The organism is Allobosea sp. (assembly GCF_030694325.1).
In the GTDB taxonomy this organism is placed as follows: Bacteria; Pseudomonadota; Alphaproteobacteria; order Rhizobiales; family Beijerinckiaceae; genus Allobosea.
Window position 1 is genome coordinate 1 of the sequence record NZ_JAUXYO010000084.1, and the last position, 11,725, is coordinate 11,725.

An 11,725-nucleotide genomic window follows, 5' to 3' on the forward strand; every position below is an offset into this window, starting at 1 on the left:
CCGCGCTGCTGCGTCCGGGCCGCTTCGACCGCCAGATCGTCGTGCCGAACCCCGACGTCGCCGGCCGCGAGAAGATCCTGCGCGTCCATGTCCGCAAGGTGCCGATGGCGCCCGACGTCGATCTGCGCATCCTGGCCCGCGGCACGCCCGGCTTCTCGGGCGCGGACCTGATGAACCTCGTCAACGAGGCGGCGCTGCTGGCGGCACGTCGCGGCAAGCGCATGGTCACCCATGCCGAATTCGAGGATGCCAAGGACAAGGTCATGATGGGCGCCGAGCGCAAATCCATGGCGATGTCCGAGGAGGAGAAGAAGCTGACCGCCTATCACGAGGCCGGCCACGCCATCGTTGGCCTCTATGTCCCGGCCGGCATCCCTGTGCACAAGGCCACGATCATCCCGCGCGGCCGCGCGCTCGGCATGGTCAAGTTCCTGCCGGAGGGCGACCGCTACTCGATGAAGTTCAAGGAGTTCACCTCGCAGCTCGCGGTCGCCATGGGCGGGCGCGTGGCGGAGGAGATGACCTTCGGCCGCGAGAACGTGACCTCGGGCGCCACGGGCGACATCCAGCAGGCGACCAAGATGGCCAAGGCCATGGTCACCCAGATGGGGTATTCCGAGGAACTCGGCATGGTCGCCTATGGCGACAACCAGGAAGAGGTCTTCCTCGGCATGTCGATGGGCCGCAGCCAGAACATCTCCGAGTCCACGGCGCAGAAGATCGACGCCGAGGTGAAGCGCCTGGTCGACCAGGGCTACCAGGACGCCAAGGCCATCCTCACCGAGCATCACGAGCAGTTCGTGGCGGTCGCCGAGGCGCTGCTCGAATTCGAGACGCTGACCGGCGAGGAGATCCGCGACCTGATCGCCGGCAAGCGCCCGACGCGCGACATCGACGACACGCCCTCGACCCCGCGTGGTTCGGCGGTTCCGAGCGCGGGCAAGGGCCGCAAGCGCGACGAGCCCGATGCCGGGCTCGAGCCGCAGCCTCAGGTGTGAGGCGCGGATCCACAGCGGATCAACTGGAATTCCGGGAAGGGCGCCTCCGAAAAGGGGCGCCCTTTTTTGCTGCAGGGGCGCAGCGCTCGCCTCAGCCGGAGATCGGCTGCGCGGGGCGCGGCTCGCTCCGTCCGGCGTCGTCGAAGAGGATGAAGGTATCGCGGCCGGCCTGCTTGGCGGCGTAGAGCGCCCGGTCGGCCTCGTTGGCGGCGTCGGCGAGACTTTGCCCCTCGCGCACGAGGCTCGCACCGATGCTGACGCTCACCGGCAGGCAACGGCCTTCGGCCAGCACGACCGGCTGCGCGCGCAAGGACGCGCCGATCTTGCCAGCGACCGCCGCGAGCGAAGCGCGATCGGCCGCGTCCAGTAGCAGGATGAACTCGTCCCCACCCCAGCGCGCGCAGACATCGCAGCCGCGCAGCAGCCAGGTCAGGCGCTGGACGACGGCGAGGATGACGAGATCGCCCTCACGATGGCCGTAGACGTCGTTGATCGCCTTGAAGTGGTCGATGTCGATCAGGAGCAGGCCCATCGGCCTCCCGGCGCGGCGGGCGCGGCTTTGGCCCGCGTCGAACGCCCGCTCGAAGCCGCGGCGGTTGAAGATGCCCGTCAGCGGATCGAGCTGAGCGAGGCGCTCCAGGTCGTGAGTGCGTGCGCGGACCATCTCCTCGAGGCGGTCGGTGTTGTCGCGGATGGCGCCCGCCATCTCACCGAATGCGCGTGACAGCCGGCCGATCTCGTCGTCGCCGCCATCGCTCGTGACCTGGTCGAACTGGCCCGCCCGGACTTTCTGAACGTCGCCCTCCACGCGCGCCAGCCGGTCGAGCACGCGGCGCTGGAAGGCCAGCGTCAGCAATGCGGCCGCCGCGACGAGCATCGCCGCCAGGAGCAGCGCGATCGGCAGGAACAGGCGGCGGTCGATGATCGCTTCGACGTCCATGATGGTGACGTTGAACCAGCCGAGCCGGTCGAGATAGCCGACGCCGACCAGCGACCGGTGGCCGTCGATCTGCATGAAGCGGGAGCTGACGAGCGCATCGCCGGCGGCGACCTGCCGCATCATCTCCGCCAGGGCGCGGCGGTCGCGCTCATGGTCGAGCTGCAGGAAGATCGTCTTCTTGGCCTTGCTGTCCTTCGTCAGGCTGTGGAAGTCGACGAGCTTGGGGTCGCGATGGGCCTGCACCGCGCCGTTGCGATCGACGAACATGCTGTGCACCCCGGTCTGCGGGATATCGACGACCTCGCGGATGAACTGGCTGAGATCGACGCCCGTGCCGATGATGCCGAGCACGCGCTCACCGCTGCGAATGATGCAGTTGATCCAGACCTTGGTGACCTTGATGTTGTCGTCGTGATCAACGTTGAGGTGGCAGCCCGAGCCCTGTGCGATCGTCTGGAAGTACCAGCCGTCGCGGGGGTTGTCGCGCGTGAGCGTGTAGCGGAGGCGATCGTTCTCGTAGGTGTTGGCCTTGTCGTTGAAATAGTAATTCCCTGAGCCGTCGAGCACCACGAAGTAGCTCCTGTCCTTGAAGGACAGGCGATAATGCTCGAGTTCGGCCAGGCCGCGCTGCGCCTTGACGGGATCGGCCTCGTCCTGGGCCCAATCGAGGATCGCCGGCGAGCGGGCTACCGTCTCGGCCAGAGAGACCTCGCGCATCAGCGATTCCAGCCCGCGATAGCGATCGAACAGGATCTGCTTTTCGGCGAAGAGCGTGCCGAGCTTGACCACGCTGCTGTCCACCAGCCAGACGAAGATCCCGGCGGCCGGAACTGCGATCGCCACCAGAATGGCGAGCGTCCAGGCCAGCACCCGGCCGCGCAGGCCTTTCGGCAACAGCATGGCGGCAGTGGCTGGTCGGGTCGGCATGGTGTCCTCCTCGGACCGGCGGCGACCGCAGAAAGCCTGCCGGCCGCTCCGGATCCCTGTCGGACAGGCTTTCGCCGATCGCTCCTGGCCGACAGGCGTTGGTGCGGAATGCGCTCAGAAAAGGCCCTCGATGCGGCCCTGCGCGTCGATGTGGATGCGCTCGGCCGCCGGCATGCGCGGCAGGCCGGGCATCGTCATGATGTCCCCGCAGATCGCGACGACGAAGCCGGCGCCGGCAGAGAGCCGGACCTCGCGCACCGGGACGATGTGGCCGGACGGTGCGCCGCGCAGGGTCGGGTCGGCCGAGAAGGAGTATTGCGTCTTTGCGACGCAGACCGGCAGATGGCCGTAGCCATCGGCCTCCAGTTCCGCGAAGCGGGCGCGGACCTTGGCATCGCCCGAAATGCCCTGCGCGCCGTAGATCTCCCGTGCCACGGTCTCGAGCTTCTGCCAGAGCGGCATCTCGTCGGGATAGAGCGGCGCGAAATCGGCCTCGCCGCTCTCGGCCAGCGCGACGACCTTGTGGGCGAGTTCTTCCGTACCGGCGCCGCCTTGCGCCCAGTGCCGGCAGATCACCGCCTCGACGCCGAGATGGTTGCGGCAGTAGCTCGCGATCAGTGCGTGCTCGGCGTCGGTGTCGCTGACGAAATGGTTGATCGCGACGATCGGCGGCACGCCGAACTTCCGGATGTTGCCGACATGCCGGGCGAGGTTGGCGAGGCCGGCCTGAAGGGCGCCGAGATCCTCGGCTCCGAGGGCCTCCTTCGCCGCGCCGCCATGCATCTTGAGTGCGCGAACGGTGGCGACGATGACGGCCGCGGCGGGCTTCAGCCCGGTCTTGCGGCACTTGATGTCGAAGAACTTCTCGGCCCCGAGATCGGCACCGAAGCCGGCCTCGGTGACCGTATAATCGGCGAGTTTCAGCGCCGCGCGCGTGGCGATCGCCGAATTGCAGCCATGGGCGATGTTGGCGAAGGGGCCGCCATGGACGAAGGCGGGCGTGCCTTCCAGCGTCTGCACCAGGTTCGGCATCAGTGCGTCCCTGAGCAGCACGCTCATCGCGCCGGTCGCCTTCAGGTCGGCAGCGGTCACCGGGCGCTTGTCGCGGGTGCGGCCGACGACGATGCGGCCGAGCCTGGCCTCGAGATCGTCGAGATCGTTGGCGAGGCAGAAGATCGCCATGATCTCGGAAGCGACGGTGATGTCGAAACCGTCCTCGCGCGGGAAGCCGTTGCTGGCGCCGCCGAGCGAGGACACGGTCTGGCGCAGGGCACGGTCGTTCATGTCCATGACCCGGCGCCAGGCGATGTGGCGCGTGTCGAGGCCGAGCGCGTTGCCCCAGTAGACATGGTTGTCGATCATCGCCGCGAGCAGATTGTGCGCGCTGGTGATGGCGTGGAAATCGCCGGTGAAGTGCAGGTTGATCTGCTCCATCGGGACGATCTGGGCATGGCCGCCGCCGGCGGCGCCGCCCTTGACGCCGAAGCAGGGGCCGAGCGAGGGCTCGCGCAGCGCGATCATGCAGCGCTTGCCGATGCGGCTGAGGCCGTCGCCGAGCCCGACTGTCGTCGTGGTCTTGCCCTCGCCGGCCGGGGTCGGATTGATGGCGGTCACGAGGATCAGCTTGCCGTCCGGCTTGCCCGCGAAATCGGGGATGGACTGCGTATCGACCTTGGCGATGAACTTGCCATGGGGCTCGAGCGCGGCTTCGGGAATGCCGGCACGTGCGGCGATGTCCGCAATCGGCCGGAGCATGGCCGCGCGCGCGATCTCGATGTCAGTCGGCATTCCTGCCCCTCTTCCAGGCTCTCGTCCGCCGGTTCGTCCGGTCGGAATCGTTCCGGCGACACTGCCGCGAAACCCCGCCGCCTGCCACTGCTTTCGCAGGGGGGGTGCCGGCTCCTGACGACCGTGTCATTTGACGCAGGGGCGGCACGGTAGGCCTGCTAGTGCTGCGCGGGCGATGCGGGCTTGCCGGGGCCATTCGTGGCTGGCATCACCATGGTCCGGCAATGGGTTGGCTGCGGCCCTGCCGCTCGGCTCGGGGGAGATGGATGAACGAGCGATCCTGGCCGTTCGGGGGCGGTGAGGTGGGTGCGATTCTGCGCCGCTGGACCGGCGAGGAAACGCCGCTGGGCCCCGTATCGGCCTGGCCGGCGCGTCTGCGCTCGGCCGTTCAGGTGGTGCTGGCGAGCCCGACGCCGATGGTGATGTTCTGGGGCCCCTCCGGGCTCCTGTTCTACAACGACGCCTATGCCGTGATCGCCGGGGCGAAACATCCCGATATTCTGGGACAGGCGTTGCATGAGGCGTGGCCGGAGGTCCGGGAGCTCCACGACCAGGTGATGGCGACCGTCTTCGAGGGTGGTCAGCCCTTGTCCTACCGCGACCTGCCGCTCGTGCTCCATCGCAACGGCACCGCAGAGGATGTCTGGCTGCACGTCGATTACAGCCCCATCTTCGACGATGGTGGCGATGTGCTGGGCGTGCTCGCCGTCGTCATCGAGACGACGGCGTTTGTCCAGGCCCAGCGCGAGCGTGAGGTCGCCGAGCAGGCGCTGCGCCGGCGCGAGCAGGAACTGGCCCAGGTCCAGAAGATCGGCAAGGTCGGGGGGCTCGAGGTCGATCTGCGCGAGGGCTTCCGCAACACCCGCTCGCCCGAATACCTGCTGGTCCACGGGCTGCCGCCCGAGGCCAGGCACGAGAGCCATGAGGATTGGGTGCGGCGCATCCACCCGCAGGAGCGGGCCATGGTCGAGAGCCATTTCCGCGAGAGCGTGGCCGGCTCGGCGACCGACTACCAGATGGAATACCGCATCATCAGACCCTCCGACGGTGCGGTGCGGTGGATCTCCGCCGTGGCGCAGATCGAGCGCGACGGGGAGGGCCGGCCGCTGCGGCTGATCGGCGCGCATATCGACGTGACCGAGCGCAAGGAAACCGAGGCGCAGCTGCGCCTGCTGATGCAGGAGCTGGCGCATCGCGTGAAGAACACGCTCGCCATGATCCAGGCCATCGCTTCGCAGACCTTGCGCGGCGCCACCTCGCTGGAGGCGGCCAACGAGGCCTTCACGGCGAGGCTTTCGGCCCTGGCACGGGCTCACGACCTGCTTGTCGGCGGCGCGCGCGCCCATGCCGCGATGAGCGATGTCGCAACCAGCGTCATCGGCATCCAGGGTGATCCGACGCGTTTTGCGATCGGCGGGCCCGATGTCGTGCTCGGGCCGCGGGCGGCACTGGCGCTCACCCTCGTCCTCCACGAACTGGCCACGAACGCGGTCAAGTACGGTGCGCTGTCGAACGAGAGCGGCCGCGTCTCGGTGTCCTGGCGCATCGACGAGATCGACGGGGTGCCGCAGTTCCGGCTGCGCTGGCAGGAAAGCGGAGGGCCGCCGGTCGTGCCGCCCTCACGCCGTGGCTTCGGATCGCGACTGATCCAGCGCACCTTCACCGCCGCCCAGGGGCGGGCGGACAGTGCCTATCTGCCCGCCGGCCTCGTCTTCACGCTGGATGCCCCGTTGGAGGCGCTGAAGGACGGGGACGGCGAGGAGCCGGCGCGCCCCTGAGGGGGACGCCGACGCAGAGCCCTGCCTCAGGCGAGATGGGCGTTCTGCGGGAACAGAATCCTGCGGGCCTCGTCGTCGAACTCCGTCTTGAAGGCGAAGGCGTCCTTGAGGGCCATGGCGCGCTGCGCGGCGGGGCGGGCCGAGACAACGTCGAGATGGCGCTTCACATGCGGGAACAGTTCGGCCCAGTGGTCGCCGACGGCGAAGCCGAGCCGCGTCGCCCAGCCCCAGACCGACATGTCGATCAGCGTATAGCGCTCGCCCAGCATGTAGGGGGCCTTGGCGAGCTGCGCATCAATGATGCCCCAGTGGCGCTCGGCCTCGCGGGCGTAGCGGTTGATCGCATAGGGGATCTTCTCGGGTGCGAAGCGGCTGAAATGCACGGCCTGGCCGCAATAGGGGCCGATGCCGGTGGCGACGAACATCAGCCAGGAGAGCATTTCGCCGCGGGCCTTGGGCGTGTCCTCGGGCAGGAACTGCCCGGTCTTCTCGGCGAGATAAAGCAGGATCGCGTTGCTGTCGAAGACGGTGACGTCGCCGTCGGTCAGCGCCGGCGTCTTGGCGTTGGGGTTGATGGCGAGGAATTCCGGCTTGAACTGGTCGCCCTTGCGGGTGTCGACCGGCACCATCTCATAGGGAAGGCCGGCTTCCTCGAGGAAGAGCGCGATCTTCGCCGGGTTAGGCGAGGGGTGGTAGTAGAACTTGATCATGGCGGCCTCCGGCTGTCGGGCTTTCTGCTTATCTTCCGCAGGGGGCTCCGGCCACGGGGTCCCGGGCATGGGGGATCACGTCACTGTGAGGGGTGGCTTGCCGGAGCCGCTGCGCGCGCCACCTCTGGCAGACGGGGCGGCCGCCGCCTTGGGATCGATAGAGGAACCGCCGGATGACGCCACCCCCCAGCCAGCTCACCCGCCGGCATCTCACGGCCCGCCTCTCGGCCTTCGGTCTTGCCAGCCTGACCCTGCCGGGGCTGGCGGAGGCGCAGGCGCTGCCGGCGACGCCGGCCTGCGAGGCACCGGCTTCCGGGACCCGCCGGCAGACGGAGGGGCCCTATTTCACGCCGTCCTCACCGCTCAAGCGCGACCTGCGCGGCGACGGCCCCGGCGAGACGCTGGTGCTCTCCGGCTTCGTGCTGACGCGGCGATGCCAGCCGCTGGCCGGCGCAGTGGTCGATCTCTGGCATGCCGACACGCAGGGGCAATACGACAATGCCGGCTATGGCTTCCGCGGCCACCAGTTCAGCGATGCGCAGGGACGCTACCAGTTCATCACCCGCATTCCCGGCTTCTATCCCGGCCGGACGCGCCATTTCCACGTGAAGGTCCAGGCGGGCAACCGGCCCCTGCTGACGACGCAGCTCTATTTCCCCGAGGAGCGGGCGGCCAACCAGCGCGACCGCATCTTCCACGACAGCCTGCTGATGCAGATCACGGCGGCGGCGGGCGGGCAGATCGGCCGCTTCGACTTCGTGCTCGCCGACTGAGGCGGCCCGGCGGGATCGACGGCGTCAGCGCCCCCCTGCGCTTTCGCCCTGCGCCAGGAGGGCGGCGAGGTCGGTCAAGGCGGCGATGGTGACGTCGGCCTCGAAGCCGAGACGCTCGGGGCGCAGCCGCAGCGCCTTGAACATCAGGGCCGGGTCGATCGTGGCGGCGGCCGCGAGGTCGCGGCGCAGCGCATCCTCCGGCAGGCGGGCGATCCGTGCGACGCGGAATCCATGAGCCTTCGCGCCAGCGATGTCGAAGCCGTTGGAGGAGACGAAGAGGATCTCGTCGCGTGCAAGGCCCAGGCGCGCCTCGACATGGGCGTAGCCACGCGGATCGGGCTTATAGACGCCGATCTCGTCGACGCTGATCACTGTTTCCAGGAGATCGCCGATCCCCGCCTGCGCGACGAGGCGGCCGAGCATGGCGGGGCTGCCATTGGAGAAGATCGCCAGCCGCAGGTCCGCAAGGTCGGCGAGGGCGGCGCGCGCCTCGGGATAGAGCGCCAGGCCGTCATAGGCCTCCGCGATCGTTGCGACGAAATCCGGCGTCGCGGAGAGGCCGAGCGTCTCCAGCGTGTAGGCCAGCGAATCCTGGGTCACGGCCCAGAAGTCTGCATAGGCGCCCATCAGCCCGCGCAGCCAGGTGTATTCGAGCTGCTTCAGCCGCCAGAGCTGGGTGATGGTCTCGCCATGGCCGGGGAAGGCGGCTTCGGTGACGCCGGCCACCGACTGCACGTCGAAGAGCGTGCCATAGGCATCGAAGACCACGGCCCTGATCGTCATGACGCATCGCCCCCGCCCGTTTTCCTCCGATCTTCTTAGCACTCGCAATGGCGCTGCGGCGCATGGTATCCGCACAGCGGTCTTTCCAGAATCTCACAGGTCGCCATGCCCGCCGCCTCCGCCACGCGCCCCGTCATGCTGATGATCCTCGATGGCTGGGGCTGGCGCGAGGAGGCGCAGAACAACGCGGTGCGCCTCGCCGCGACGCCGCATTTCGATCGGCTCTGGGCTGCCTCGCCCCACGCCTTCCTGAAGACCTCGGGGCTGGATGTCGGGCTGCCGCCGGGGCAGATGGGCAATTCCGAGGTCGGCCATCTCAATCTCGGCGCCGGGCGCGTCGTCATGCAGGATCTGCCGCGGATCAACCAGGCAATCGCGGATGGCTCGCTCCGGCAGGTGCTCGCGGCGAGCGGGCTCGTCGACGCGCTAAAGGCGAGCGGCGGCGCCTGCCATCTGCTGGGGCTGGTCTCGCCGGGCGGCGTGCATGCCCATCAGGACCACGCGGTGGCGCTGGCGCATCTGCTCGTCGAGCAGGGCATTCCGGTGCGTGTGCACATTTTCACCGACGGGCGGGATACGCCGCCGCGCTCGGCCGCCGGCTATTTCCGCGACTTCGCCGCCGCCCTGCCGCGGCAAGCGGTGATCGCGAGCCTGACCGGGCGCTACTACGCCATGGACCGCGACAACCGCTGGGAGCGCGTCGAGACCGCCTGGCGGGCGATGGTGCTGGGCGAGGGGCCGGAGTTCGCCGATACGGCTTCCGCGATCGAGGCCGCCTATGCGCAGGGCGTCACCGACGAGTTCATCCCGGCCAGCGTGATCGGCAGCTATGGCGGCATCGAGGACGGGGACGGTCTGCTGAGCTTCAACTTCCGCTCCGACCGCATCCGCGAGATTCTCGATGCGGTGCTGCTGCCCGGCTTCTCAGGCTTCGAGCGGTCGCGCCGGCCGGTCCTGGCGAAGGCGGTCAGCATGACCTCCTATGGCGCCGAGCTCGACGCGGTGATGCCGGCGCTGTTTGCTCCGCAGACCCTGGCCAACGGCCTGGGCGAGACGGTGGCGAAGGCGGGTCTCGCCCAGATCCACATGGCCGAGACCGAGAAGTATCCGCACGTCACCTATTTCTTCAACGGTGGCGAGGAGACGCCCTATCCGCGCGAGGACCGGGTGATGGTGCCCTCGCCGAAGGTCGCGACCTATGATCTGCAGCCGGAGATGTCGGCGCCGGAGCTGACGGAGCGCGCCGTGGAGGCGATCGCGTCCGGCCGCTACGATCTCGTCGTGCTGAACTTCGCCAATCCCGACATGGTCGGCCATACGGGTGTGCTGAGCGCCGCGATCAAGGCGGTGGAGACGGTCGATGCCGGGCTCGGCCGCATCGCCGATGCGATCGCGGCCGCCGGCGGCGCGCTGCTGGTTACGGCCGATCACGGCAATTGCGAATTGATGGTCGATCCCGAGACGGGGGCGCCCCATACCGCCCACACCACCTTCCCGGTGCCGGTGATGGTGATGGGCAGCGATGCGCAGGGGTTGGCCGATGGCCGCCTCGCCGATATCGCGCCGACGCTGCTGGCACTGCTCGGCGTGCCCCAGCCGGCGGAGATGACGGGCGCGTCGCTGTTGCGCTGAGCGCTCCCTCTCGTTCCAAACGAAAACGGCGCGGACCGGGGTCCGCGCCGTCTGGATGGAAGTCCGCCTCGCCTCAGTACTTGCGGACGGTCGGGGCCGGCGCGTAGGCGATCGGCTTCTCGACCGGGCCGCAGCAGTTCGGGTCGCTGAAGTTCCAGCGCATGCCGATGCGGATGTCGTGGCTGTCGATGCCCTTGAAGCGGACCGAGGAGCTCGGGTTGGCGAGCAGTCCGTTGGCCCCGCGCAGCCCGATCGTCGGACCGTCGCCCATGTTCAGGTAGCGATAGCCGATGTCGAGCTTGAGGTTGGAGGTGACGTCGTAGGAGACGCCGGCCATCAGCGCCCAGGCAAAGTTGGTCTTGTCGGCCGAGTCGCCATAGGCGTAGGAGGCGTTGGCGAAGGCCGCGCCGGCCGCCTGGTTGACGCCCTGGTCCGTCAGGCCGCTGACCGAGTGATTGGCCATGCCGATGCCGAAGCCGAGATAGGGCGTCAGGCAGTTCCAGGTCCCGAGATCGATATAGGCGTTGGCGAGCGCGACGAAGGTCGCGACATCGGCGCGGTAGACGTTGGTCTGGTTGGTCGGGACGCCGAAATTGTAGGAGATCTGGTCGCGGCCATTGATCGAGGCGCCGCGATATTCGCCGGTCACGTCGAAGCGCAGATAGCTGTTGAACTGATAGCCGATACCGACGCCGGCAAAGGCGGCGAAGCCGCGATCCGGCTTGACGGTGGAGAAGGAGGTGACGCCCGCAGCGGCTGCGACGGGGCCGTTGTTCAGCTTCACGTCGAGTTCGTCATAAGACTGCGAGCCGACGCCGACGTCGCCGCGGAGATAGAAGCCGCTGCTGATCGTGCCCTTGAGGCCGAGCGGCTCATGGGGTGGCGGGGGCGGTGCGTAGGCGAGATCGGCGGCAGCGGCGGCGGACGCCCCGAGCGCCATGGCGCTTGCCAGCGCAAAAGTTTTCAGGCTGCCCATGGCAGTGTCCCTCGAGTTTGCGCGGCGCCCATTACGCAGCCCACGCGTGTTACCGACGAGGAGACGATGCCGGTAATTCCTTAAACGAGGCTTAACCTTAGGAATTAACCTCAAAAAAGTCTGAAGCGGGCCTGAAGACTCGCCGAGAGGTTAATGAGCGGGTGGTGACGCTGTTGACGCTTCGTGTCGGCGCACACGCATCGGACGCGGGGCAGCGTCACCGGTGATGCCTCTGCCATCTCAGTCATCCCGGGCGACCGCCGGTCGGCCGGGATCCATCAGAGAATGCAACGGTGCCCTATGATGGATCCCGGCCTGCGCGGCTGCGCCGCTTGTCCAGGATGACGCTCGGGCAGGGGTCGGGCTACCTGACCCTACGCCGCCGCCTTGGTCACGGCATCGACGATGTCGTCGACGGCG

The 11,725-nt window shown here is 68.3% G+C and carries 9 protein-coding genes; 4 read left to right on the top strand and 5 right to left on the bottom strand.

Annotated elements, in window-relative coordinates:
• On the top strand, nt 1-998 hold a 998-nt coding region (locus Q8M82_RS04915), incomplete at its 5' end, for an ATP-dependent metallopeptidase FtsH/Yme1/Tma family protein (RefSeq protein WP_465248069.1).
• A 91-nt stretch (nt 999-1,089) separates the two neighbouring features.
• Here Q8M82_RS04915 and Q8M82_RS04920 read toward each other — a convergent pair.
• Together Q8M82_RS04920 and Q8M82_RS04925 are read right to left on the bottom strand one after the other, a co-directional pair.
• Nucleotides 1,090-2,865 carry a sensor domain-containing diguanylate cyclase gene (locus Q8M82_RS04920; RefSeq protein WP_305690262.1) on the bottom strand — a complete coding sequence of 592 codons (1,776 nt, stop codon included), beginning with the start codon at nt 2,863-2,865 and terminating at the stop codon, nt 1,090-1,092.
• Between the two features lie 114 nt (nt 2,866-2,979).
• Nucleotides 2,980-4,653 (bottom strand): formate--tetrahydrofolate ligase, encoded by a 1,674-nt coding sequence (locus Q8M82_RS04925; protein ID WP_305690263.1) that lies wholly within the window; start codon nt 4,651-4,653, stop codon nt 2,980-2,982.
• Nucleotides 4,654-4,919: 266 nt separating this feature from the next.
• Here Q8M82_RS04925 and Q8M82_RS04930 point away from each other — a divergent pair, with 266 nt between their 5' ends.
• Nucleotides 4,920-6,431, top strand: coding sequence for a sensor histidine kinase (locus tag Q8M82_RS04930; RefSeq protein WP_305690264.1), 1,512 nt, complete (start codon nt 4,920-4,922; stop codon nt 6,429-6,431).
• 26 nt (nt 6,432-6,457) lie between these two features.
• Here Q8M82_RS04930 and Q8M82_RS04935 read toward each other — a convergent pair whose 3' ends face one another.
• Nucleotides 6,458-7,141 (bottom strand): glutathione S-transferase family protein, encoded by a 684-nt coding sequence (locus Q8M82_RS04935; RefSeq protein WP_305690265.1) that lies wholly within the window; start codon nt 7,139-7,141, stop codon nt 6,458-6,460.
• A 173-nt stretch (nt 7,142-7,314) separates the two neighbouring features.
• On the opposite strand from Q8M82_RS04935, the gene Q8M82_RS04940 reads away from it, so the two are divergent.
• Nucleotides 7,315-7,914: a dioxygenase family protein gene (locus Q8M82_RS04940; RefSeq protein ID WP_305690266.1), complete on the top strand. Its 600-nt coding sequence runs from the start codon at nt 7,315-7,317 to the stop codon at nt 7,912-7,914.
• Between the two features lie 24 nt (nt 7,915-7,938).
• Here the strand turns inward: Q8M82_RS04940 and Q8M82_RS04945 are convergent, their stop codons facing one another.
• Nucleotides 7,939-8,697, bottom strand: coding sequence for a haloacid dehalogenase type II (locus tag Q8M82_RS04945; protein WP_305690267.1), 759 nt, complete (start codon nt 8,695-8,697; stop codon nt 7,939-7,941).
• 105 nt (nt 8,698-8,802) lie between these two features.
• On the opposite strand from Q8M82_RS04945, the gene gpmI reads away from it, so the two are divergent.
• Nucleotides 8,803-10,329 carry a 2,3-bisphosphoglycerate-independent phosphoglycerate mutase gene (gpmI, locus tag Q8M82_RS04950; RefSeq protein WP_305690268.1) on the top strand — a complete coding sequence of 509 codons (1,527 nt, stop codon included), beginning with the start codon at nt 8,803-8,805 and terminating at the stop codon, nt 10,327-10,329.
• 73 nt (nt 10,330-10,402) lie between these two features.
• On the opposite strand, the gene Q8M82_RS04955 is transcribed toward gpmI, so the two are convergent.
• Nucleotides 10,403-11,305, bottom strand: coding sequence for an outer membrane protein (locus Q8M82_RS04955; protein WP_305690269.1), 903 nt, complete (start codon nt 11,303-11,305; stop codon nt 10,403-10,405).
• Nucleotides 11,306-11,725: the final 420 nt, after the last annotated feature.

Excerpts from the sequence above, each read along its gene's own strand:
- Q8M82_RS04935 (WP_305690265.1), bottom strand. The coding sequence starts at position 7,141 with ATGATCAAGTTCTACTACCACCCCTCGCCTAACCCGGCGAAGATCGCG.
- gpmI (WP_305690268.1), top strand. The coding sequence starts at position 8,803 with ATGCCCGCCGCCTCCGCCACGCGCCCCGTCATGCTGATGATCCTCGAT.
- Q8M82_RS04930 (WP_305690264.1), top strand. The coding sequence starts at position 4,920 with ATGAACGAGCGATCCTGGCCGTTCGGGGGCGGTGAGGTGGGTGCGATT.
- Q8M82_RS04940 (WP_305690266.1), top strand. The coding sequence starts at position 7,315 with ATGACGCCACCCCCCAGCCAGCTCACCCGCCGGCATCTCACGGCCCGC.
- Q8M82_RS04925 (WP_305690263.1), bottom strand. The coding sequence starts at position 4,653 with ATGCCGACTGACATCGAGATCGCGCGCGCGGCCATGCTCCGGCCGATT.
- Q8M82_RS04920 (WP_305690262.1), bottom strand. The coding sequence starts at position 2,865 with ATGCCGACCCGACCAGCCACTGCCGCCATGCTGTTGCCGAAAGGCCTG.
- Q8M82_RS04955 (WP_305690269.1), bottom strand. The coding sequence starts at position 11,305 with ATGGGCAGCCTGAAAACTTTTGCGCTGGCAAGCGCCATGGCGCTCGGG.
- Q8M82_RS04945 (WP_305690267.1), bottom strand. The coding sequence starts at position 8,697 with ATGACGATCAGGGCCGTGGTCTTCGATGCCTATGGCACGCTCTTCGAC.